This is a genomic window from Vibrio sp. B1Z05, from assembly GCF_052955985.1.
The window spans coordinates 2759633-2782235 of the sequence record NZ_CP130463.1 but is presented as its reverse complement, the minus strand read 5'-3'; the positions used below and the strand labels follow the sequence as shown (position 1 = coordinate 2782235).

Sequence of the window (22603 nt, the reverse complement as noted above, 5' to 3'; positions counted from 1 at the left end):
AAAAGAGCCAGCAATGTTTTATAAAGCTCAAATTTTTAAGAAATGCCTTTGGTTAATCGACGCTTTTTGAGCCAGTATAAGTAAAGTGATTTCATATGAGGGATCAAAGCATGTCTTTTTTTAAGAAAACATTGGCCAGTTTAGGGATTGGCTCAGCAAAAGTTGATGCCGTTCTGCAACAAGAAACAATTGTTCCCGGAGATACAGTCAGTGTTGTGATTCATGTTTATGGAGGAGCAACAGAGCAGCATATTGATCATATCGATATCAAACTGTGCTGTAGCTATATCTCTGAACAAGAACAGCGTCAGCCTCACACCGAAGGGCCCATTAAGCGTAAAGTGTCGCAAAACTATGTGTTGGATAAATGGGATTTACCTTACTCATTCACCATTCATCCGGCAGAAGAGCGTACTTTTGAAATAGAGCTTACGGCACCATTAAATACCCCGCTCACCATAGGTGACTCAAAAGTATGGTTGGAAACCTCATTAGATATTGATTTGGCTATCGACCCAACAGACAAAGACCTACTTACCGTACGTCCTGATCCCGTTTTAGATGCGATCTTTTCTGAGCTAGAAGAATTGGGTTTGCGTATCCGCCAAGCTGAGTGCGAAGAAGCCAAAGGGTTTGAACTTCCTTTTGTACAAGAATTTGAGTTTGTACCAACGACGGGATTGTTTCACGGCACATGGCGTGAGATTGAGATCATTGCGTATCGCGATCAGCAGCAGTTACAGCTCTGGTTTGAAATCGACCGAGGCAAAAGAGGTGTCAGTGGGCTTTTATCTAGCTTATTAGGCTCATCTGAACTCAACTGCTATCTATCTTTATCTAGTGATTTAACCCATCAACAATGCGCCGAAAAAGTGACTCAATATCTGATCGATTTGTTTGAAACCAAACGAGGTTAGCGCTTCCAGAATGCCGGTAAGAACAATACAAAAATAGTCAGAATTTCAAGACGACCTAACAACATACCAAAGCTAAGCAACCATTTGGCCCCATCAGGTAACGGAGCAAAGTTACCTGTTGGACCAATGATTGGCCCCATACCCGGCCCTACATTTGCTACCGCAGTAATTGACCCTGTAAGGCTAGTCACAGGGTCTAAATCCATAGCGGATAAGCCACCGGCAACTAACAATACAGTAGCAAAGAAAGTTAAGGTAAATGCAACAATTGAGCGGATGATATCGTCGTTTACTCGACGGTTATTATATCGCTGGATGAAAACCCCAGACGGATGAATCAGCTTCATCATCTGTATCTTCAATAGCGTGTAAGCTATTTGGAAGCGGAAAGTTTTGATCCCACCAGCGGTAGACCCAGAGCATGCCCCCATCATCAGCAGGAAAGTAAAGAGTACGGTAGTCAATGTACCCCAAGAGGTAAAGTCATCCAAACCAAAGCCTGTTGTAGTCAATACCGAGACCACGTTGAACATCGAGACTCGCAGCGCATCGTCCATTTGATAGCTATCATGAAAAACCAGCCAAGCAGCAATCATTAGGCTGGAAATCATAAACAGTTTAAAGAAGCCGATAACCTGAGCATCTTTAGTTAAAGCGTATAAAGATTGTTTTCTATAGGCGGCAACAAACAACAGAAATGGTAGCCCACCAAGAAACATAAATAGGGTAGAAAACCACTGTGTTTCATGAGAGAAGTGATTCATTGAGCCATCAGAAGTGGAATAGCCGCCAGTCGAAATGGTAGTAAAGGCGTGGTTGATGGCTTCAAATGGTGTCATACCGGTTGCCACATAACTGGCAAAACAGGCAAATGTCAGCCCTAGATAAACGACGACGATACTTTTAGCGACACTTTTGACTCGTGGTGAGCTTTTATCAGACCAGTCGGAAGATTCGGTTTGGAATAGGCGCATCCCACCGACATTGAGCATAGGTAAGATAGCTACACCCATAACAATAAAGCCAACGCCACCTAACCATTGCAATAATGAACGCCATAGCAAAATGCTAGGGGACATAGTATCTAGCCCACTGAGTACGGTTGAGCCAGTGGTGGTTATTCCTGACATGGTCTCAAAGTACGCATCAGTGAAGCTAATATGATTGATAAAGACAAACGGTAAGGCCGCAAAAACAGTACTCACAACCCATACTAAGGTGGTGACTAAGAACACATCTCGAACATTGAGTTTAAACTGCTTCGTACGCCCTAAAGTTAGGCAAATAAACGATACTACGTGGGTGATGGCGACTGCTTTTGCGAATTCAACAAAACCACTTCCAGGATTAAAAATCGCTAAAATTGTTGGCGGGTACATAAACAGTGCTAGCTTAGACAGCACTAACCCTAAAACAAATAGTATTGGACGTACATTTACCATATTCGGTGGACCTACAAGAAGAACGGGCTTGGTTGAAATAAGCTTTCAACATCAGGAACGTACTTTTTGTCGACCAAGAACATCACCACGTGATCGTCTTGTTCAATCATAGTTCTATCGTGCGCAATTAAAACTTCTTCCCCGCGCACAATAGCACCAATGGTAGTACCCGGTGGTAGTTTAAGATCGCCAATCGCACGACCCACAACTTTTGAGGTGTTTTCGTCACCGTGGGCGATAGCTTCGATAGCCTCGGCAGCCCCACGGCGTAATGAAGATACATTAACAATATCGGCGCGACGTACATGAGTCAGTAGCGCAGAAATAGTGGCTTGCTGAGGAGAGATAGCCACATCAATATCGCCACCTTGCACCAACTCAACATAAGCGCCACGCTGGATTAGCACCATCACTTTTCTTGCGTTAAGGCTCTTTGCTAGCATTGCTGACATGATGTTGGTTTCATCTTCGTTCGTCAGCGCGATGAACACATCCATCTCTTCGATGTTTTCTTCGTATAACAGTTCTTTATCAGCAGCGTCACCACATAGCACTATGGTATTTTCTAGCACTTCAGAGAGCATTTCGGCACGTTCAAGGTCGCGTTCAATCAGCTTAATGGAGTAGTTACGCTCCAAGCGTTTTGCTAGACCTGCACCAATATTACCACCACCAACAATCATGATTTTGCGGTACTGCTTTTCAAGACGTTGTAATTCACTCATTACAGAGCGAATGTCATTACTGGCCGCCACAAAGAACACTTCATCATCGGCTTCGATAACAGTGGTACCTTGCGGTCTGATAGCACGTCCCTGACGGAAAATAGCCGCGACACGAGTGTCAATGTGAGGCATATGCTCACGCAAGGCAGAAATAGCATTACCGACCAATGGGCCGCCATAAAATGCTTTTACTGCCACTAAGCTGACTTTCTCTTCTGCAAAACTAACTACTTGCAGTGCACCAGGGTATTGAACTAAGCGTTCGATGTAGCCAGTGACTAACTCTTCTGGTGCAATAAGGTGATCAACAGGAATAGCCCCTGACTTAAATAGAGAGTCTTTCTCTTTTAGGTATTCAGGAGAGCGGATTCGAGCAATGCGGTTTGGGGTATTAAATAGGGTGAATGCAACTTGGCAAGCGGCCATGTTGATCTCATCAGAGTTGGTTACCGCCACCAGCATATCGGCATCTTGAGCTCCGGCATCGCGTAACGTGTCAGGGTGACTTGCAGCACCATTGATTACACGAAGGTCGTACTTATCTTGTAATTCGCGCAGACGACGATTATCGGTATCTACAATAGTGATATCGTTATTTTCGCCAACAAGATTTTCAGCAAGAGTACCTCCGACTTGTCCGGCACCCAAGATTATGATTTTCATCGATTATTTTCCTATACAGCAGGGCTTAGTTTAATTTAGCTCTTTTTTTGTAGAACCGCATAATAGAAGCCATCCATATTGTGCTCCCCAGGTAATATTTGTCTTCCTGGGTTGCTTGGATCACTATCGATGAGTTCAACATCGTCTGTGCGAGCTAAGAATGCCTGTACTTGCTCTGTATTTTCAACCGGAGAAATTGAGCATGTAGCGTAAACTAAGGTTCCGCCTTTCTTCAGTTGTTGCCACATAGCATCTAAAATTTCGCTTTGTAGCTGTGCTAGAGCGGGAAGATCATCTGCGCGACGTAACCATTTGATATCTGGGTGACGACGGATAACACCAATAGCAGAACAAGGCGCATCCAGTAAAATGCGGTCGAACTGCTCACCTGTCCACCATTGGTCAGGATTACGTGCATCGGCACACATTACCTTGGCAGTTAGATTTAAGCGCTCTAAGTTTTGATGCACACGTTCTAGGCGTTGTGGATCAGCATCAATGGCAACCACTTCACTGTTGGTGGTGTTTTCTAGGATATGTGCGGTTTTACCACCGGGAGCGGCACAACAGTCTAGGATAAGCTCGCCATCTTGCGGTTGTAAGTATTCTAGAGCCAATTGAGCGGCGGCATCTTGCACCGATACCCAACCTTGCGCAAAACCCGGAAGCTGATTGACATCACAAGCTCGATGTAGACGTAGCGCATGACGTGCTTGAGGGTGAATGTCGGCTTCAATGTCTTCTGCTTCGAGCAATTTCAAATACTCGTCGCGAGTATGATGCTGCGCGTTTACACGTAGCCACATAGGTGCTTTGGTGTTGTTGGCTTCAATAATGGATTCCCAGTCATTTGGGTAAGAGGCTTTCAGCAACTTAAGTAACCAGCTAGGGTGACCATATTTGCCAGCATCGTGCTTAACCGAGATTTCATCCAATCGTTGTTGGTTGCGCTGATAGTTACGCAATATCGCATTAACCAAACCTTTTAGTTTGTGCCCTTTAAGTGATTGGCATGCTTCAACGGTTTCGGCAACGGCCGCATGGTCGGCAGTACGCATAAAGCTAAGTTGGTAAATACCCACTAACATTAAGTGATGGAACACGCGTTGTTTGCCCTTAAGGGGTTTTTCCATCAGTTCATTGACTATGGTTTCTAATCTTGGCAAGTAGCGAAGACAGCCATAGCAAATCTCTTGTAGCAGAGCATGGTCGCGAGGTTTTAATTGGGATTGTGCGTTGGGTAAAGCGCTAGAGAGTGAATAGCCTTTGTCTACAACTTGAAACAGCACGGTTGCCGCAGCGGCGCGTACATTCATAGGTATTTCCTAACAAGAGTAAGGCTTGAAAAATTCAAGCCTTAGAAATAAGTGATTATGCTAATTGGGTTCCAACAGGGAACCAATCTGCTCGAGAATTGAGTACGTCGCCTACCGACATAGCTTTTTTCCCGGGCACTTGGATTTGTTCTAGGATTAAGCGGCCGTTTCCAGTTGCGATTTGAATACCGTTTTTATCAGCACTGATGATGGTACCGACAGCTTCTGTACAGGCTTCAGAATTAACGCGTGCTTGCCATACCTTGATGTTCTTATCAGCAATGCTGAAATAACTCATTGGCCAAGGATTAAATGCACGAATTTCACGCTCAAGTGCCACAGCATCTTTGCTCCAGTTCAGTAGCGCTTCTTCTTTGCTGAGTTTCTTGGCGTAATTCGATAGGTCATCATCTTGCTTCACCGCAATGGCTGTGCCTTGCGCTATGTTTGCTAAGCAATCAATGAGAGCAACAGGGCCAAGTTTTGCCAGTTTGTGGTACAAGGCGGCACTAGTGTCTTCAGGTTCGATAGGTAAAGTCGCAATGTGCAGCATATCGCCCGTATCTAAACCAACATCCATTTGCATGATGGTCACGCCAGTTTCCGCATCGCCCGCCCAAATTGAACGTTGAATTGGGGCTGCGCCACGCCAGCGAGGCAAAATAGAGCCGTGTACGTTGATGCAACCCAGTTTAGGCGTATCAAGTACTTGCTTAGGCAATAATAGGCCATAAGCGACCACAACCATGATATCGGCGTTTAAGTCAGCCAATTGTTGCTTGGCTTCGTCTGACTTGAAGTTCTCTGGCTGAAAAACAGGAATATTGTGTTCAATAGCGAGGTTTTTAACTGGACTTGCAGTCAGTTTTTTACCACGGCCCGCTGGTTTATCTGGGGTCGAGTAAACCGCAATAACCTCATGCTCCGAAGATAACAACGCCGCCAAATGGTCGGCGGCGAAATCTGGAGTCCCTGCAAATACGATCTTTAGTGCTTTGCTCAATGCAAACTCCTGAATAATTAGTTTCTTTCGTTGAAGCGCTTTATTTTTTCTAGCTTGTCTTTGATGCGTTTACGTTTCAGTGGAGAAAGGTAATCAACAAAGAGTTTACCGGCTAAGTGGTCCAACTCATGTTGTACACAGATAGCAAGTAAATCGTCTGCTTCAAAGGTAAATTCGTCGCCGTTACGGTCTTGTGCTTTTACCGATACTTCGGCGGCTCTAGGTACAAGAGCACGCGCACCGGGCACAGATAGACAGCCTTCTTCAATACCGTCTTCACCGCGCTTCTCGGTGATTTCTGGGTTGATCAATACCAAAGGCTCATCGCGATTCTCAGAAAGATCGATTACCACGATACGTTTATGAACATTAACTTGGGTAGAAGCTAAGCCAATACCTTCTTCTTCGTACATGGTTTCAATCATGTCGTCGATGTGTTTTTGGAGTTCAGGCGTAAAATCTTCGACTGGTTTTGCAACCGTACGAAGGCGATCATCAGGAAAGGTTAATACTTGTAATAAAGACATAATCACTCAAAAAAGTTGAACTGCGCCGAAAGAATCTCAGCTACTTGTGACAATTTTAGTCATTTTGGTCTTCAAATAACAGCACCAATATAAATCGATGAGAATAACGATGACAGAACAACAGATAATAGCTTGGTTAACCTTGTCGATGACGCCTCGTTTGAGTGGGGTTAAGCTACAAAAAATCATTGAGTTTACCTCTCCGTTAGAGCTCATCAATTTATCTAAAAAAGAATTATTCGACTTAAAGTTTACCGATTTACAAGTGCGCCATTTAACAGACAAACCCAACGCCAATGTCGAACGCTGTCTAAACTGGCTGAGCAAAGACGGTAACCATTTGCTGATTTGTGAAGATGACAGCGCTTATCCTCAGTTATTAAAAGAGATCCCATGTTACCCGCCATTATTGTTCGTGCAGGGCGAGGTGTCGGCTTTAAGTTCCAATCAGATTGGCGTTGTAGGCAGTCGCAATAGTAGCCAAGACGGTTTGTATATTACGCGTCAGTTTTCTGCGGAGTTAACGCAACTTGGGGTGACGATAACCAGTGGACTTGCTTTAGGGGTCGATGGGCATGCTCATCAAGCGTGTCTTGATCATAAGGGGACGACAGTTGCGGTGTTAGGCAGTGGCTTTGACTACCTCTACCCAAAACAGCACCAGCGTTTAGCTGAGCGTATTAAAGCAACCGGCGCATTGGTGTCTGAGTTTGCTCCTTTTTACCCCCCTAGAGCGTATAACTTCCCTAGACGAAACCGAATTATTAGTGGTTTATCGGTAGGGGTGTTGGTCGTTGAAGCGGCGGCGAAAAGTGGTTCTTTGATTACGGCTCGATTTGCTTTAGAGCAAGGTAGAGATGTGTATGCCGTTCCTGGCTCTGTGCTTAACCCTAATGCGATGGGGTGCAATAACCTGATTCGAGATGGGGCGGTGCTGGTACGCAGTGCACAAGATATTGTCCAAGAGATGAATGGCTTGATTGATTGGTCTCAGACTGAGCAACAAGGTTTGGGTTTTCATGCTCAATTGCCAGCAAAAAACAGCGAAAAATGCGCGTCAGAATCAGATTTGAATCAAGGTTTACTTAATCTGTTGGGAGATAAGCCAACAGCGGTTGATTTTTTGGCACAAAGCACCCATTTACCCGTTAATCAGGTTATGATGCAGTTATTAGAACTGGAGCTAAAAGGACTCGTGGCTTCAGTAGGTGGTGGTTATATTAGATTAAGGGGGAGCTGACTATGATGGATATTCTTATGTATCTATTTGAGACGTATATTCATAGTGAGAGCGATTTGAACGTCGACCAAGATGAGCTTGAACAAGAACTCCTTCGCGCAGGTTTCCATCAAAACGAGATCTACAAAGCGTTAAACTGGCTTGAAGACCTTGCAGCTTTGCAAAGTGACGATTCAAGTCAAAATATAGCGACTAGCTCAGCGACTTCAATCCGAATTTATTCTGAGAAAGAGCAACAAAGAATAGACACTCGTTGCCGAGGATTCATTTTGTTCTTAGAACAAATTGAAGTGCTTAACCCAGAGCTTCGCGAAATGGTGATTGATCGCGTCATGGGTCTTGAAACCCGAGACTTACAGTTAGATGACTTGAAATGGATCATCTTAATGGTGCTGTTTAATGTTCCGGGCAATGAAAGTGCCTACAACACAATGGAAGAGTTACTTTACTCGACCGATCACGGCATTTTGCATTAAGCCATGCTAGATAAACGCTATGAGTAAAATTAATCATCAACTTTTTTCCGCGGAAGGGCATGCTTTAGAGCAATCATGTCCTAATTGCGGTCATCCTCTACAAATGCGTCATGGTAAGCATGGGGCGTTTTGGGGATGTAGCAATTATCCTAGTTGTGATTACATAAAATCATCACATCAGGCTTCAGGGCAAATCATTAAGCCATTGGGTGTGCCTTGCCCTAATTGTGGTGATGAGCTGGTACTTAGACAGGGCCGCTATGGCATGTTTATTGGTTGCTCTGCTTATCCCGATTGTCACTATATTGGCAGTTTAGATGAGCCAGAAGATCACAGTGTCGAATCCTTTGTTTGCCCAGAATGCCATAAGGGGCATTTGATTGAGCGTAAATCTCGATATGGGAAAGCATTTTATGCCTGTGATCAGTACCCTAAATGTCAGTTCTCGATCAACAGTGAGCCTAAGCAAGGTAAGTGCCAAGAGTGTGGTTTTGAATTGTTGATGGTGAAGAAAAGCGGAGATAAAAGCAGTGTGATATGCGCCAGTCGTAAGTGTCAGGCAAAGCAATTACCTCAGGTAAAGTAATAATCGCTGATTAAATAATAAAAAAGGAGGCGATTGCCTCCTTTTTGCCGTTTATAGGCTGTGTTTTCTATAGCCGGTTATTTTTGATGCAGTGCAGGGAAGGCACTTGCATCTAACCACTGTGCGATATCTTGCAGTTGTTGTTGCAAATCCGCTGGGCTATTGCCACAAACATTAATGTGTCCCATCTTACGCCCAGGACGTTTATCCTTGCCGTACCAATGGATATGAGCTTGTTTCATGCTCAAAATCTCTTGTGCAAGAGTATCTTCACCCAGAATGTTAATCATAGCGGTAGGACGCAGTGCTTCAGTGCTACCTAACGGTAGTCCACAAACGGCGCGCATATGATTTTCAAATTGGCAGGTTTCAGCACCTTGCTGTGTCCAGTGACCAGAGTTGTGAACGCGAGGAGCAATTTCATTGACCATCAATTGCCCTTTAACATCGAAGAACTCCAATGCTAAAACACCCACATAATCTAAACACTCAGCAACGGCAGTAAACATTTGCTTCGCTTGAGCTTGCAGCTGTGGCTCATCAATTGCGGTTGATAGGCTCAACACGCCATCGGTATGCACGTTTTCTGCTAATGGGTAGACAGCGATTTCACCGTGTTGATTGCGAGCGCCAATTAAAGACACTTCACGATCAAAGGCAACAAATTCTTCAGCAATGATTGCCTGCGCTGCCGAAGAGGCAATGCACTGTTCCATTTCTGCCCAGATAGCATCAACTTGCGAGGCTTCTTTTAAACGCCATTGACCTTTGCCATCGTAACCGCCTAGAGTGCTTTTTAACACCATAGGTAAACCTACGTATTCAATGGCTTGTTCGAAATCTTGACGAGTACGAATAAGCGCATATTTAGCGTTGGCAACGTTTGCTTTATCGAGCAGTGCTTTTTCAATGCGGCGATCGCCACCGGTTTTGATTGCAGTCGCACTTGGCAAGAGTTTGCCGCTCGCCTGACACGCATCCAAAACAGGATGAGGAACATGCTCAAATTCAGCCGTAATCACATCAGCTTGCTCAATCGCAGCTGCCAGTCCACTACCTAGTTTGGTTTGAGTGATGGGCTCAACAATAGACTCACTGTTGACATCAAAAGCGATAGTTTTGATATTCAGTGGAGCGGCGGCTAGAGCCATCATGCGCGCTAGTTGTCCAGCACCTAAAACTAAAACTTGCACAGTATTAATCCTCCGCTGGGTTCGGATTAGCCAGTACAGTGTCAGTTTGTTCTTTACGGAAAGCTTCTACTTTTTCCATCACTTCAGGAACGTGAGTACCGATAATTTGCGCCGCTAAGATACCAGAGTTTGCTGCCCCTGCTTCACCAATCGCCAGAGTACCTACCGCAATCCCTTTTGGCATTTGTACAATAGAAAGCAGTGAGTCCATACCTTTTAGAGCTCGAGACTGAACAGGAACGCCAAGCACAGGAAGGCTAGTAAATGCCGCACACATACCAGGAAGGTGCGCTGCGCCGCCAGCACCAGCAATAATAACTTTAATGCCACGTTCTTTTGCACTAGAAGCATAGTCTGCTAGTAGTTGTGGAGTACGGTGAGCTGATACAACTTTAGTTTCGTAGCTAACACCGAATTGGTCGAGCATTTCAGCAGCTAACTTCATCGTTGGCCAATCTGATTTAGAACCCATAATAATACCGACTTGCATGTAACGACTCCTAATTTAACTAGTAGAGATTTAGATACCGATTTTGCGCGCATTATACGGTTATTTTTTGATTAGGAAAACGTTTGCGTCGCTTTGTTTTGCGGATTTAGAGGAAATGCTTACCAGTCACGAATAGAATTTGTAAACTAAGGCAAAGATAGTATAGAGAGGATACTCAAGGAATGATGCTAATTGAGCAAACTGTCGGGGCGCTTCGCCAAGGAAAGGTTATCGCTTACCCCACAGAAGCCGTGTTTGGTGTTGGGTGCGATCCCGACAATGAACAAGCCTTACAGGCGTTAATTGAACTAAAACAAAGAGACCCTGCAAAAGGGTTAATTTTAATTGCGGCCAGCTTTGAACAGCTACTGCCGTACGTAGATGTAAGTGAACTTTCAACTGAACAGCTTGACGTGGTATTCCAAAGTTGGCCGGGCCCAGTGACTTGGGTTATGCCAGTGAGTAAGAAAGTACATCAGTTAGTGCATGGGCAGTTTGATAGTGTTGCGGTAAGGGTGACAGATCATCCTTTGGTGCAGCAGTTGTGTATTGAGTTTTCTAAACCGATCACCTCAACTAGTGCTAACTTATCAGGACTGCCTCCTTGTTTAAGTGCAGAAGAGGTTGAGAGTCAGCTTGGCAATGAAAATGTCTTCATTGTTGAAGGTGCGGTAGGCGATAGATGCAAACCGTCTGAAATTAAAGACGCCAAGACATTACAAATATTAAGACAAGGGTAAACAATGACACAGGTTGATAAAGAAGCCGTAAAACGCTTTTTATTGCAATTGCAGGACAATATTTGTTCTGAATTGGAAAAAGCGGATGGGGATGCAACCTTTGTTGAAGATGCATGGCTCCGAGAGCAAGGCGGCGGTGGCCGAACTCGAGTCTTGAAAAATGGCGCGGTTATCGAGCAGGGTGGAGTCAATTTCTCGCATGTCTTCGGTGACAAAATGCCAGCTTCTGCGACGGCCAATCGTCCAGAGTTAGCGGGCAGAAAGTTTGAAGCTATGGGTGTTTCTTTGGTTATTCATCCAAAGAACCCTTATGTACCGACATCTCACGCCAATGTCCGTTTCTTTATTGCTGAGAAAGAAGGCTGTGAACCTATTTGGTGGTTTGGTGGTGGTTTTGACTTAACACCATTCTATCCATTTGTAGAAGATTGCCAGCACTGGCATCAGGCGGCAAAGCAATTGTGCGCTCCCTTTGGTGACACAGTGTATGCAGAACATAAAAAATGGTGTGATGAGTATTTCTATCTACCGCATCGAAATGAAACTCGCGGTATTGGTGGCCTATTTTTTGATGACCTAAATGAATGGGGCTTTGAAAAATGCTTTGCCTACATCCAAGCGGTTGGAGAAGGGTACACCAAGGCTTACGTGCCTATTATTGAAAAGCGTAAGAATACCCCGTTTACCGAACAACAGCGTCAATTCCAACTTTATCGACGCGGTCGCTATGTAGAGTTCAATCTAGTTTATGATCGAGGCACCTTATTTGGTTTGCAAAGTAATGGACGAACCGAATCCATATTGATGTCCATGCCACCTTTAGCGCGCTGGGAGTACAACTACCAAGTAGCAGAAGGTTCCCATGAAGATCGTCTATATAAAGAGTACCTAGTGCCTAGAGAGTGGTAACACTTTTTCTTCACGCTGTTCAGTGGTAGGTTCTTAGAAGATAGTTTTATGATTAGTTTTTCAGTCAGGTAGGAAGATGAAGCAGTTAATTGATAAGTATGTCGTATTTGGAAACCCAATAAAGCAGAGTAAATCACCGTTTATTCATACTTTATTTGCCCGTCAGACTAACCAGAGTCTTACCTATTCAGCGCAACACGCGGAAGTGGGCGAGTTTACCCAAGCGGCCACAGAATTTTTTGCTCAAGGCGGTAAAGGTTGCAATATTACCGCTCCCTTCAAGCATGATGCCTACCAACTGGCAGATAGGCTGACCGAAAGAGCACAGCTTGCCGGTGCGGTGAATACACTGAAAAAGCTCGATGATGGTGAGATTATTGGTGATAACACTGATGGTGAAGGGCTAGTTCAAGATCTACTGCAATACCAAGTATTACTTAAAGGTGCCAAGATTCTGGTTATTGGTGCTGGTGGTGCAGTGCGCGGTGTCTTAAAGCCATTGCTTGATCAACAGCCTCTAGAACTTGTGATCGCCAATAGAACATTGAGTAAGGCGCAAGCTCTGGCAGAGCAATTTAAACAGTATGGTCCTATTAAGGCATTGCCTATTGATGAAGTAGCGGAAAGCTTTGATGTTGTGATTAACTCAACGTCCGCAGGGTTAACGAAAGAGTTACCTAAAATATCAGCTAAGATATTTTCTTCACGAACCGTCAGTTATGACATGGTTTACGGTGCGGGAACGACGGTTTTCAATCAGTGGGCAAAAGAACAAGGTGCGGCGAAAGCTTACGATGGGTTAGGGATGTTAGTTGGACAGGCCGCTGAGAGCTTTATGTTGTGGAGAGGGATTCGACCAGGGGCAAAACAAATCCTTAGAGAATTACGTAAAAACCTAGAGGGCTCGTAAATGAACCAATCTATTATCTTTACCGATCAACAAAGTTGGGATGCTAATAATAAGACAGTGACCTTTATTGGTCAGCAAGCGGGTAATCTTATTGAATGCATCGTCTCGGTTTCCTATTTGCAAAACCTATCACAACTGCCTATTGAAGATGAAAATGTGGCGTTGCAGGTTTTTTCAGAATACCGCTTTGATTTGGAAGATTTAGCAGAAGAGCTGATTGAAGCAGAAGAGTTCAACCAGCTAGGGAAAATCGAAATTAATTGATGTCGTGCACTTCGTTCAAGTAGTCGTTTTTATTTTGAACATAGTTATCGGCAGACTTCACCAAAAACGCGGTTTCTTCTTCAGTTAAAGGTCGTATCTGTTTTACAGGGCGACCTACATAGAGATAACCGCTTTCTAATACTTTATTCGGTGGAACTAAGCTTCCTGCGCCAATAAACACATCGTCCTCTATAACAGCACCATCCAAAATGGTACTGCTCATTCCCACGAGCACTCTATTTTTAATGGTGCATCCATGCAGCATCACCAAATGACCCACAGTCACATCATCGCCAATTAATAGCGGATAGCCATTTGGATTGCTTGGGCTCTTATGAGTGACATGTAATACAGAACCATCTTGAACATTGGTACGCTCACCAATATAGATATGATTAACATCACCACGTGCGGCAACGTGTGGCCAAATACTAGAATCACTCCCTATTTTTACATCACCGACAATAACGGCAGAGTCATCTATATAAGCATTGGGCTCAATCGACGGCTTAGTACCCTTGAAACTGCGTAAAGAACTCATAGTTAAACCTCGCTAAAACTGTATCAATATTGTTATGAAACTATCAAAAAAAGACCTTTGTGGCTAATTGATGAGCATACGGCAATAAAAGGCGAAAATCTTCGAAAAAATGCTTGCCAACTTGATCTGTATCTCTATAATGCGCCCCACTGACACGGCAACAGCGACAACGCTTCGCAGTGATTCAGTCGGCAAATTAGCCGAACCATTTGAGTTTAACTTCTCTTCGAAAATAAATTCAAAAAAGTGTTTGACACTTTGGTTCAAAACGCTAGAATGGCCGTCCACTTGAGAGGTAAGCCTCGATAGTGTGCTCTTTAACAATTTAAACCTATCAATCTGTGTGGGCACTCGTTGATGATAATCGAAAAGATTTATCAATGAACTGAGTGACCAAAATCAAATTGGAATTCAGCCTTGAGCTGTTTTGTTTTACTTTTTTAAAAGTGAAAACCAATAAGAGCACAGTCAATTCATTATCGTTCTGTTGGAACGATAATAGCTTTAAAATTACTTCTTACTTTCGAGTAAGGAACAGTTTTGAAGTCAGTATTCATTGAGCCGTTCTTAGGAACAAAAAAACTTTAATTGAAGAGTTTGATCATGGCTCAGATTGAACGCTGGCGGCAGGCCTAACACATGCAAGTCGAGCGGAAACGAGTTATCTGAACCTTCGGGGAACGATAACGGCGTCGAGCGGCGGACGGGTGAGTAATGTCTGGGAAATTGCCCTGATGTGGGGGATAACTATTGGAAACGATAGCTAATACCGCATAACGTCTACGGACCAAAGAGGGGGACCTTCGGGCCTCTCGCTTCAGGATATGCCCAGGTGGGATTAGCTAGTTGGTGAGGTAATGGCTCACCAAGGCGACGATCCCTAGCTGGTCTGAGAGGATGATCAGCCACACTGGAACTGAGACACGGTCCAGACTCCTACGGGAGGCAGCAGTGGGGAATATTGCACAATGGGCGCAAGCCTGATGCAGCCATGCCGCGTGTATGAAGAAGGCCTTCGGGTTGTAAAGTACTTTCAGTCGTGAGGAAGGCAATACAGTTAATAGCTGTGTTGTTTGACGTTAGCGACAGAAGAAGCACCGGCTAACTCCGTGCCAGCAGCCGCGGTAATACGGAGGGTGCGAGCGTTAATCGGAATTACTGGGCGTAAAGCGCATGCAGGTGGTTTGTTAAGTCAGATGTGAAAGCCCGGGGCTCAACCTCGGAACCGCATTTGAAACTGGCAGGCTAGAGTACTGTAGAGGGGGGTAGAATTTCAGGTGTAGCGGTGAAATGCGTAGAGATCTGAAGGAATACCAGTGGCGAAGGCGGCCCCCTGGACAGATACTGACACTCAGATGCGAAAGCGTGGGGAGCAAACAGGATTAGATACCCTGGTAGTCCACGCCGTAAACGATGTCTACTTGGAGGTTGTGGCCTTGAGCCGTGGCTTTCGGAGCTAACGCGTTAAGTAGACCGCCTGGGGAGTACGGTCGCAAGATTAAAACTCAAATGAATTGACGGGGGCCCGCACAAGCGGTGGAGCATGTGGTTTAATTCGATGCAACGCGAAGAACCTTACCTACTCTTGACATCCAGAGAACTTAGCAGAGATGCTTTGGTGCCTTCGGGAACTCTGAGACAGGTGCTGCATGGCTGTCGTCAGCTCGTGTTGTGAAATGTTGGGTTAAGTCCCGCAACGAGCGCAACCCTTATCCTTGTTTGCCAGCACGTAATGGTGGGAACTCCAGGGAGACTGCCGGTGATAAACCGGAGGAAGGTGGGGACGACGTCAAGTCATCATGGCCCTTACGAGTAGGGCTACACACGTGCTACAATGGCGCATACAGAGGGCGGCCAACCAGCGATGGTGAGCGAATCCCAAAAAGTGCGTCGTAGTCCGGATTGGAGTCTGCAACTCGACTCCATGAAGTCGGAATCGCTAGTAATCGTAGATCAGAATGCTACGGTGAATACGTTCCCGGGCCTTGTACACACCGCCCGTCACACCATGGGAGTGGGCTGCAAAAGAAGTGGGTAGTTTAACCTTCGGGAGGACGCTCACCACTTTGTGGTTCATGACTGGGGTGAAGTCGTAACAAGGTAGCCCTAGGGGAACCTGGGGCTGGATCACCTCCTTATACGATGATTATTCACGATGAGTGTCCACACAGATTGATATGGTTTAGAAAGTAAGAGAGTATTTTACGAAATAGCTTTTAGCTATTTTGTGAAAAATTGGGTCTGTAGCTCAGCTGGTTAGAGCGCTCGCCTGATAAGCGGGAGGTCGGTGGTTCAAGTCCACTCAGACCCACCAATTTTTCCTTATACTGCGTTAGATTATTCGTTGTGTACTGATGTACACGGCCTCACAATCTGCCTTGTCTAAGAAAAAATACCAAGATGGGGCTATAGCTCAGCTGGGAGAGCGCCTGCCTTGCACGCAGGAGGTCTGCGGTTCGATCCCGCATAGCTCCACCATCTTTAAGCGTATTTGCTTAAGTACTCTTAAAAATGGTTATATTCCTTTTAGGAAATAAACATGCTCTTTAACAATTTGGAAAGCTGACGATAAATAATGTGATTTCATTATTTATCAAATTTAAAAGTTCTCAAATCCTATATCTTTATGATGTAGGTACCAACACACATTCAAGTGTTCTTGGGAATAGCATCATTGCCTGATGTTATTCAAATTTGAGTCCGGCAAAATCGATGTTTGCTTCTGCTTTTTAAAGCGGAAATAAACAATAGTTATCTCGCTCATAATAAAGAGATAACGCACCTTGGAAACGTCATACTACGTTGTAGCAAACGTATTGCGTAAGCAAGACCCTTTGGGGTTGTATGGTTAAGTGACTAAGCGTACACGGTGGATGCCTTGGCAGTCAGAGGCGATGAAAGACGTAATAACTTGCGATAAGCCCAGATTAGGTAGTAATAACCATTTGAGTCTGGGATTTCTGAATGGGGAAACCCACGTGCATAAGCACGTATCATTAACTGAATACATAGGTTAATGAGGCAAACCCGGGGAACTGAAACATCTAAGTACCCGGAGGAAGAGAAATCAACCGAGATTCCGAAAGTAGCGGCGAGCGAAATTGGATTAGCCCTTAAGCTTTTAATGACACAGACGAAGGCTCTGGAAAGTGCCGCAATAAAGGGTGATAGCCCCGTAGTCGACATGTTGTTTTAAGTGAAATCGAGTAAGGCGGGACACGTGATATCCTGTTTGAACATGGGGGGACCATCCTCCAAGGCTAAATACTACTGACTGACCGATAGTGAACCAGTACCGTGAGGGAAAGGCGAAAAGAACCCCTGTGAGGGGAGTGAAATAGAACCTGAAACCGTGTACGTACAAGCAGTAGGAGCGCCTTAGAGCGTGACTGCGTACCTTTTGTATAATGGGTCAGCGACTTAATTTTAGTAGCAAGGTTAACCGTATAGGGGAGCCGTAGGGAAACCGAGTCTTAACTGGGCGTCGAGTTGCTAGAATTAGACCCGAAACCAGGTGATCTAGCCATGGGCAGGTTGAAGGTTGAGTAACATCAACTGGAGGACCGAACCGACTAATGTTGAAAAATTAGCGGATGACTTGTGGCTAGGGGTGAAAGGCCAATCAAACCTGGAGATAGCTGGTTCTCCCCGAAAGCTATTTAGGTAGCGCCTCGGACGAATACCAATGGGGGTAGAGCACTGTTAAGGCTAGGGGGTCATCCCGACTTACCAACCCTTTGCAAACTCCGAATACCATTGAGTACTATCCGGGAGACACACGGCGGGTGCTAACGTCCGTCGTGGAGAGGGAAACAACCCAGACCGCCAGCTAAGGTCCCAAAGTATAGCTAAGTGGGAAACGATGTGGGAAGGCTTAGACAGCCAGGATGTTGGCTTAGAAGCAGCCATCATTTAAAGAAAGCGTAATAGCTCACTGGTCGAGTCGGCCTGCGCGGAAGATGTAACGGGGCTAAGCTATACACCGAAGCTGCGGCTGCACACTTTGTGTGCGGGGTAGGGGAGCGTTCTGTAAGCCGTTGAAGGTGGTCTGTAAGGGCTGCTGGAGGTATCAGAAGTGCGAATGCTGACATGAGTAACGATAATGGGGGTGAAAAACCCCCACGCCGGAAGACCAAGGGTTCCTGTCCAACGTTAATCGGGGCAGGGTAAGTCGACCCCTAAGGCGAGGCCGAAAGGCGTAGTCGATGGGAAACGGGTTAATATTCCCGTACTTCTTATAATTGCGATGGGGGGACGGAGAAGGCTAGGTGGGCCTGGCGATGGTTGTCCAGGTTCAAGTATGTAGGCGGAAAGTTTAGGTAAATCCGGACTTTCTTAACGCTGAGATACGATGTCGAGCTGCTACGTGCAGTGAAGTCATTGATGCCATGCTTCCAGGAAAAGCCTCTAAGCTTCAGATTATAAGGAATCGTACTCCAAACCGACACAGGTGGTCGGGTAGAGAATACCAAGGCGCTTGAGAGAACTCGGGTGAAGGAACTAGGCAAAATGGTACCGTAACTTCGGGAGAAGGTACGCTCTTGGCGGTGAAGTCCCTTGCGGATGGAGCTACTAGGAGTCGCAGATACCAGGTGGCTGCAACTGTTTATTAAAAACACAGCACTGTGCAAAATCGTAAGATGACGTATACGGTGTGACGCCTGCCCGGTGCCGGAAGGTTAATTGATGGGGTTAGACTTAGGTCGAAGCTCTTGATCGAAGCCCCGGTAAACGGCGGCCGTAACTATAACGGTCCTAAGGTAGCGAAATTCCTTGTCGGGTAAGTTCCGACCTGCACGAATGGCGTAATGATGGCCACGCTGTCTCCACCCGAGACTCAGTGAAATTGAAATCGCTGTGAAGATGCAGTGTACCCGCGGCTAGACGGAAAGACCCCGTGAACCTTTACTACAGCTTGGCACTGAACATTGACCCTACATGTGTAGGATAGGTGGGAGCCTTTGAAACAAGTACGCCAGTATTTGTGGAGGCAATCTTGAAATACCACCCTTGTATGCTTGATGTTCTAACGTAGGTCCCTAATCGGGATTGCGGACAGTGCCTGGTGGGTAGTTTGACTGGGGCGGTCTCCTCCCAAAGAGTAACGGAGGAGCACGAAGGTGGGCTAAACACGGTTGGACATCGTGTGGTTAGTGCAATGGCATAAGCCCGCTTGACTGCGAGAATGACAATTCGAGCAGGTGCGAAAGCAGGTCATAGTGATCCGGTGGTTCTGAATGGAAGGGCCATCGCTCAACGGATAAAAGGTACTCCGGGGATAACAGGCTGATACCGCCCAAGAGTTCATATCGACGGCGGTGTTTGGCACCTCGATGTCGGCTCATCACATCCTGGGGCTGAAGTCGGTCCCAAGGGTATGGCTGTTCGCCATTTAAAGTGGTACGCGAGCTGGGTTTAGAACGTCGTGAGACAGTTCGGTCCCTATCTGCCGTGGGCGTTGGAAGATTGAAGGGGGCTGCTCCTAGTACGAGAGGACCGGAGTGGACGAACCTCTGGTGTTCGGGTTGTCATGCCAATGGCATTGCCCGGTAGCTAAGTTCGGAATCGATAAGCGCTGAAAGCATCTAAGCGCGAAGCGAGCCCTGAGATGAGTCTTCCCTGGCACTTTAAGTGTCCTAAAGGGTTGTTCGAGACTAGAACGTTGATAGGCAGGGTGTGTAAGTGCTGTGAGGCATTGAGCTAACCTGTACTAATTGCCCGTGAGGCTTAACCATACAACACCCAAGGGGTTTTGTGGACTCAAAGTAGAACTTTGAATGTGTGATACGAACTTTTAAATAACAGCTTTCTAAATTTTAAAATTTTTCTCGATGACCATAGCATTGTGGACCCACCTGATTCCATGCCGAACTCAGAAGTGAAACATAATAGCGCCGATGGTAGTGTGGGGTTTCCCCATGTGAGAGTAGGACATTATCGGGATTTAATTACGTTTTTAGATTTTATATCTAGAGACAAAAACTGGATAAGGCATTTATAAGACCTTGTTTAGTAACAAATTGGTGCGGAGTGGTAGTTCAGTTGGTTAGAATACCGGCCTGTCACGCCGGGGGTCGCGGGTTCGAGTCCCGTCCACTCCGCCACTTATTTTAGAGAACCTCGCTTTGCGGGGTTTTTCTGAATCTGAGCCTTAATAAAAATTAGGTTTAGATCACAGTTTTAGGGGTGTAGCTCCAATTGGCAGAGCAGCGGATTCCAAATCCGCGTGTTGGGAGTTCGAATCTCTCCACCCCTGCCATAATTAAGGCCTCAGTCGAAAGACTGAGGCCTTTTTTGTATCTGTATTTTTGTCTCTCTTTTTCTATTTGAAACTGTATGTTCTTTCCATCTGGAAACCTTCATACACAATGAGGATTTATAAATGGAAGGCTTGGCTAGGCACGTTATAGTAGTTGTTTAATACCAATCTGGAAAATTAACTGGTCAGGTCAATCCAGTCCCTTGTGCACATTTGAGCGACTCTACTAGTGCTTTTCAGAAACTGATTCCATGCTGAACATACCTTTCCCACTATATCGTTGTAGTCAGTGAAGCTCTGGTTAGAAAGATAGTGTTGTCGGAGCCAACTCCAAACTTGTTCTATAGGGTTTAGCTCTGGTGAATAGGGCGGGAGTTTGATAATACTGACATTACTAAATCTCTCTGCAATATCATTGGTGTGCCATCCTGCACCATCCATAATAACCACTGCGTGACGACCTTTCTCGGTTACTTCAGATATCTGCTTAAGGTGTTCGATCATGATGTCCTTGTTTACCCAAGGAACAACCATGGCTTCTCCAATACCTTTCGAAGGACAGACTGAGCCAAACAAATACGCATACTCAAACTGTTGTTGTTTTACCGCTCTCGGTCTTGAACCACGCTCAGCCCAAAGTCTAGTTGTGCTATTTTGCTGACCAAATCTTGCCTCGTCTTGAAACCATACATCAACGCTTTCAAAGCCTATATGGCCTGGGATCTTGAGGATCGTTTCAATTTTGAATTTTTTTAAAATCGTCTTGGATTTGTTGGGATTGATGAGGATGCTTAGATCGTGAAGTTATCCAAGAGAAGCCCATATGGTTGAGCAAATAATAAATGGAATCGGGGTGATAGTGTTTATCAAACTCTTGCACTATATAAGCATGAATATCAGCACCGGTTAACCTTCCTCCAGATGAATCCGCTGCTCGACTCTTAATAAACTGGCTCAACTGTTCACGCTGCTCAACGTTAAGAAATGCAGGGCGACCTGTCCTTGGTTTTTCTTGTAGCCCTTCAAGGCCTTCCTCTAGGAATGTTTGAACCCACTTATTTACACTAGTCCTACTAACTTTAAGGAACTTAGCTATTTGGGTACGAGAATGACCATCCTTAAAATGAGCCAGTGCGAGTAATCGCATTTTCATTTGTATAGATTTTTGTTTACTAGCAAGCTTTTTAAAATCAATGTCATTTAGGCTGTCCATTGCGTCCATTCTCTTGTAAAAGTAGCAAGCCTAATTAGATCATATTTTTACTTAGAATGGTATAAGCCACTCTGTCTGCCTTTATACAAAGCGAGGTTTTTCAGATTTAGGGGTGTAGCGCCAATTGGCAGAGCAGCGGATTCCCCTAACCCCTGAAAACGGCGCGTGTTGGGAGTTCGAATCTCTCCACCCCTACCATAATTAAGGCCTCAGTCGAGAGACTGAGGCCTTTTTTGTATCTAGATTGTTGTCCCTCTTTCTATTTGAAGCTGCATGTTCTTTCCATTTATAAAACTGTCACTATTTTTCCTCAAATGGAATTTAAGGATGCATTTCCATTGATGCCTATTTATCTTTATGCCACTTCTGAGCCTCTTCTAGAGATTCTATATTCGCATTTAATAGCTTATGCCAAACAATATTTTTTAAGCTGCGAATTTCTCTTTCTTATTACGATTATTGACCTAATTGCTACTATTTTCTGCAATCTAAACTTTTACATTATATCGAGTGCATATGTTTGCTATGCTAATGATCTAGATCACATTAACGTCACATAAAGTGACGCATGTAACTTTTTAAATCTAAACAGTTTTCTTTGGAGATAAGTGGTAATGGGACAGTTTGCAACCCTAGGTTTTATCGCAATAGGTGGCGCTTTTGGTGCTTGTTCACGTTATTTAATATCTGAACTTTGCGTACTTATTTTAGGCCGAGGTTTTCCTTATGGTACGTTAACCGTAAATATTGTTGGCTCATTTATCATGGGTACGCTTATTGCGCTATTCGAAAACGAAGTCATTGCTGTAGACCCATGGCGCCAAATCGTTGGGCTTGGATTCCTTGGTGCTTTAACTACCTTCTCAACATTCTCTATGGATAATGTTCTTATGTTCCAACAAGGCGACTATTGGAAAGCGGGTCTAAATATTTTACTCAACGTTGTGTTTAGTATCTCTGCTGCAATGATCGGTTTTCACCTTGTGTTCAAAAACTGAGTAAGTTTGCTTTGTTCTTTTGATAGTTTCTATATAATGAATCTGCTTGTCGGAGTGCTGAAGTGTTAATCACAAGAAGCTGAGACCGTGAATACGGAATCCGTAGAACCTGATACAGGATAATACCTGCGAAGGAAACAAGGTGGTCAATTCTATTAGGTATTAAGATTTTAACTTAATACCACCTGCCA

The 22603-nt window shown here is 44.9% G+C and carries 18 protein-coding genes, 5 tRNA genes, 3 rRNA genes and 1 riboswitch; of the genes, 17 read left to right on the top strand and 9 right to left on the bottom strand.

The features are described 5' to 3' along the window. The first annotated feature begins 110 nt into the window (after nucleotides 1-110). Nucleotides 111-917 carry a sporulation protein gene (locus QV280_RS12775; protein WP_039971136.1) on the top strand — a complete coding sequence of 269 codons (807 nt, stop codon included), beginning with the start codon at nucleotides 111-113 and terminating at the stop codon, nucleotides 915-917. Here QV280_RS12775 and QV280_RS12770 read toward each other — a convergent pair. The 5 genes from QV280_RS12770 to def are packed head-to-tail and all read right to left on the bottom strand — an operon-like array spanning nucleotide 914 to nucleotide 6593. After that, nucleotides 914-2359, bottom strand: a complete 1446-nt coding sequence (locus QV280_RS12770; RefSeq protein ID WP_023405250.1) for a TrkH family potassium uptake protein — start codon at nucleotides 2357-2359, stop codon at nucleotides 914-916. The genes QV280_RS12775 and QV280_RS12770 overlap by 4 nt on opposite strands. Before the next feature lie 11 nt (nucleotides 2360-2370). Next, nucleotides 2371-3747, bottom strand: coding sequence for a Trk system potassium transporter TrkA (trkA, locus tag QV280_RS12765; protein WP_023405249.1), 1377 nt, complete (start codon nucleotides 3745-3747; stop codon nucleotides 2371-2373). Between the two features lie 35 nt (nucleotides 3748-3782). Further along, nucleotides 3783-5063, bottom strand: coding sequence for a 16S rRNA (cytosine(967)-C(5))-methyltransferase RsmB (rsmB, locus tag QV280_RS12760; protein ID WP_152822816.1), 1281 nt, complete (start codon nucleotides 5061-5063; stop codon nucleotides 3783-3785). 55 nt (nucleotides 5064-5118) lie between these two features. Beyond that, a complete protein-coding gene (gene fmt, locus QV280_RS12755) occupies nucleotides 5119-6066 on the bottom strand; it encodes a methionyl-tRNA formyltransferase (protein WP_152822818.1) in 948 nt (315 codons plus the stop codon). A 17-nt stretch (nucleotides 6067-6083) separates the two neighbouring features. Further along, nucleotides 6084-6593 carry a peptide deformylase gene (gene def, locus QV280_RS12750; RefSeq protein WP_023405246.1) on the bottom strand — a complete coding sequence of 170 codons (510 nt, stop codon included), beginning with the start codon at nucleotides 6591-6593 and terminating at the stop codon, nucleotides 6084-6086. Nucleotides 6594-6702: 109 nt separating this feature from the next. Here def and dprA point away from each other — a divergent pair, with 109 nt between their 5' ends. Genes dprA through QV280_RS12735 form a run of 3 tightly spaced genes read left to right on the top strand, consistent with a single transcriptional unit; the run spans nucleotide 6703 to nucleotide 8895 of the window. Beyond that, nucleotides 6703-7833 (top strand): DNA-processing protein DprA, encoded by a 1131-nt coding sequence (gene dprA / locus QV280_RS12745; RefSeq protein ID WP_023405245.1) that lies wholly within the window; start codon nucleotides 6703-6705, stop codon nucleotides 7831-7833. Between the two features lie 2 nt (nucleotides 7834-7835). After that, nucleotides 7836-8309 (top strand): DUF494 family protein, encoded by a 474-nt coding sequence (locus tag QV280_RS12740; protein ID WP_021714832.1) that lies wholly within the window; start codon nucleotides 7836-7838, stop codon nucleotides 8307-8309. Between the two features lie 19 nt (nucleotides 8310-8328). Continuing rightward, on the top strand, nucleotides 8329-8895 hold the full coding sequence (locus QV280_RS12735) for a DNA topoisomerase family protein (protein WP_152822820.1): 567 nt from the start codon (nucleotides 8329-8331) through the stop codon (nucleotides 8893-8895). A gap of 77 nt (nucleotides 8896-8972) precedes the next feature. On the opposite strand, the gene QV280_RS12730 is transcribed toward QV280_RS12735, so the two are convergent. Together QV280_RS12730 and purE are read right to left on the bottom strand one after the other, a co-directional pair. Beyond that, nucleotides 8973-10088 (bottom strand): 5-(carboxyamino)imidazole ribonucleotide synthase, encoded by a 1116-nt coding sequence (locus QV280_RS12730; RefSeq protein ID WP_021714833.1) that lies wholly within the window; start codon nucleotides 10086-10088, stop codon nucleotides 8973-8975. Nucleotides 10089-10092: 4 nt separating this feature from the next. After that, the gene (purE, locus tag QV280_RS12725; protein ID WP_023405243.1) at nucleotides 10093-10578 is read right to left on the bottom strand and encodes a 5-(carboxyamino)imidazole ribonucleotide mutase; all 486 of its coding nucleotides are present in this window, start codon (nucleotides 10576-10578) and stop codon (nucleotides 10093-10095) included. Nucleotides 10579-10760: 182 nt separating this feature from the next. Between purE and QV280_RS12720 the strand changes: the two genes are divergently transcribed. From QV280_RS12720 to QV280_RS12705, 4 genes are all read left to right on the top strand, one after another. Further along, the gene (locus QV280_RS12720) at nucleotides 10761-11318 is read left to right on the top strand and encodes an L-threonylcarbamoyladenylate synthase (protein WP_023405242.1); all 558 of its coding nucleotides are present in this window, start codon (nucleotides 10761-10763) and stop codon (nucleotides 11316-11318) included. A gap of 3 nt (nucleotides 11319-11321) precedes the next feature. Next, nucleotides 11322-12227 (top strand): oxygen-dependent coproporphyrinogen oxidase, encoded by a 906-nt coding sequence (gene hemF / locus QV280_RS12715; RefSeq protein WP_152822825.1) that lies wholly within the window; start codon nucleotides 11322-11324, stop codon nucleotides 12225-12227. A gap of 76 nt (nucleotides 12228-12303) precedes the next feature. Beyond that, nucleotides 12304-13137 (top strand): shikimate dehydrogenase, encoded by an 834-nt coding sequence (gene aroE, locus QV280_RS12710; RefSeq protein ID WP_152822827.1) that lies wholly within the window; start codon nucleotides 12304-12306, stop codon nucleotides 13135-13137. Further along, on the top strand, nucleotides 13138-13401 hold the full coding sequence (locus QV280_RS12705; protein ID WP_152822829.1) for a DUF1488 family protein: 264 nt from the start codon (nucleotides 13138-13140) through the stop codon (nucleotides 13399-13401). Here the strand turns inward: QV280_RS12705 and QV280_RS12700 are convergent. Beyond that, a complete protein-coding gene (locus QV280_RS12700; protein ID WP_152822831.1) occupies nucleotides 13394-13942 on the bottom strand; it encodes a gamma carbonic anhydrase family protein in 549 nt (182 codons plus the stop codon). The genes QV280_RS12705 and QV280_RS12700 overlap by 8 nt on opposite strands. A gap of 585 nt (nucleotides 13943-14527) precedes the next feature. Here QV280_RS12700 and QV280_RS12695 point away from each other — a divergent pair. From QV280_RS12695 to QV280_RS12665, 7 genes are all read left to right on the top strand, one after another. Next, a 16S ribosomal RNA gene (locus tag QV280_RS12695) occupies nucleotides 14528-16080 on the top strand. A 99-nt stretch (nucleotides 16081-16179) separates the two neighbouring features. Beyond that, a tRNA-Ile gene (locus QV280_RS12690) sits at nucleotides 16180-16256 on the top strand. 88 nt (nucleotides 16257-16344) lie between these two features. Then, a tRNA-Ala gene (locus tag QV280_RS12685) sits at nucleotides 16345-16420 on the top strand. 368 nt (nucleotides 16421-16788) lie between these two features. Then, nucleotides 16789-19677, top strand: a 23S ribosomal RNA gene (locus QV280_RS12680). 92 nt (nucleotides 19678-19769) lie between these two features. Beyond that, nucleotides 19770-19885, top strand: a 5S ribosomal RNA gene (gene rrf / locus QV280_RS12675). The 16S, 23S and 5S rRNA genes sit together here with 4 tRNA genes alongside, the layout of an rRNA operon. A gap of 84 nt (nucleotides 19886-19969) precedes the next feature. Further along, nucleotides 19970-20046: transfer RNA gene (locus tag QV280_RS12670), tRNA-Asp, on the top strand. Nucleotides 20047-20124: 78 nt separating this feature from the next. Further along, a tRNA-Trp gene (locus QV280_RS12665) sits at nucleotides 20125-20201 on the top strand. Between the two features lie 177 nt (nucleotides 20202-20378). On the opposite strand, the gene QV280_RS12660 is transcribed toward QV280_RS12665, so the two are convergent. Further along, a protein-coding gene (locus QV280_RS12660; protein WP_447026254.1) for an IS630 family transposase occupies nucleotides 20379-21414 on the bottom strand; the annotation gives its coding sequence in 2 pieces (ribosomal slippage) (nucleotides 20379-20954 and nucleotides 20956-21414; 1035 coding nt in all). Nucleotides 21415-21522: 108 nt separating this feature from the next. On the opposite strand from QV280_RS12660, the gene QV280_RS12655 reads away from it, so the two are divergent. Both QV280_RS12655 and crcB read left to right on the top strand, forming a co-directional pair. Further along, a tRNA-Phe gene (locus QV280_RS12655) sits at nucleotides 21523-21612 on the top strand. A gap of 416 nt (nucleotides 21613-22028) precedes the next feature. After that, nucleotides 22029-22412: a fluoride efflux transporter CrcB gene (gene crcB / locus QV280_RS12650; RefSeq protein ID WP_023405367.1), complete on the top strand. Its 384-nt coding sequence runs from the start codon at nucleotides 22029-22031 to the stop codon at nucleotides 22410-22412. A gap of 40 nt (nucleotides 22413-22452) precedes the next feature. Next, nucleotides 22453-22566, top strand: a riboswitch (TPP riboswitch). Nucleotides 22567-22603 lie beyond the last annotated feature (37 nt).

Excerpts from the sequence above, each read along its gene's own strand:
- QV280_RS12775 (WP_039971136.1), top strand. The coding sequence starts at position 111 with ATGTCTTTTTTTAAGAAAACATTGGCCAGTTTAGGGATTGGCTCAGCA.
- def (WP_023405246.1), bottom strand. The coding sequence starts at position 6,593 with ATGTCTTTATTACAAGTATTAACCTTTCCTGATGATCGCCTTCGTACG.
- QV280_RS12720 (WP_023405242.1), top strand. The coding sequence starts at position 10,761 with ATGATGCTAATTGAGCAAACTGTCGGGGCGCTTCGCCAAGGAAAGGTT.
- dprA (WP_023405245.1), top strand. The coding sequence starts at position 6,703 with ATGACAGAACAACAGATAATAGCTTGGTTAACCTTGTCGATGACGCCT.
- aroE (WP_152822827.1), top strand. The coding sequence starts at position 12,304 with ATGAAGCAGTTAATTGATAAGTATGTCGTATTTGGAAACCCAATAAAG.
- purE (WP_023405243.1), bottom strand. The coding sequence starts at position 10,578 with ATGCAAGTCGGTATTATTATGGGTTCTAAATCAGATTGGCCAACGATG.
- QV280_RS12700 (WP_152822831.1), bottom strand. The coding sequence starts at position 13,942 with ATGAGTTCTTTACGCAGTTTCAAGGGTACTAAGCCGTCGATTGAGCCC.
- rsmB (WP_152822816.1), bottom strand. The coding sequence starts at position 5,063 with ATGAATGTACGCGCCGCTGCGGCAACCGTGCTGTTTCAAGTTGTAGAC.
- hemF (WP_152822825.1), top strand. The coding sequence starts at position 11,322 with ATGACACAGGTTGATAAAGAAGCCGTAAAACGCTTTTTATTGCAATTG.
- QV280_RS12735 (WP_152822820.1), top strand. The coding sequence starts at position 8,329 with ATGAGTAAAATTAATCATCAACTTTTTTCCGCGGAAGGGCATGCTTTA.
- QV280_RS12740 (WP_021714832.1), top strand. The coding sequence starts at position 7,836 with ATGATGGATATTCTTATGTATCTATTTGAGACGTATATTCATAGTGAG.
- crcB (WP_023405367.1), top strand. The coding sequence starts at position 22,029 with ATGGGACAGTTTGCAACCCTAGGTTTTATCGCAATAGGTGGCGCTTTT.
- trkA (WP_023405249.1), bottom strand. The coding sequence starts at position 3,747 with ATGAAAATCATAATCTTGGGTGCCGGACAAGTCGGAGGTACTCTTGCT.
- QV280_RS12705 (WP_152822829.1), top strand. The coding sequence starts at position 13,138 with ATGAACCAATCTATTATCTTTACCGATCAACAAAGTTGGGATGCTAAT.
- QV280_RS12770 (WP_023405250.1), bottom strand. The coding sequence starts at position 2,359 with ATGGTAAATGTACGTCCAATACTATTTGTTTTAGGGTTAGTGCTGTCT.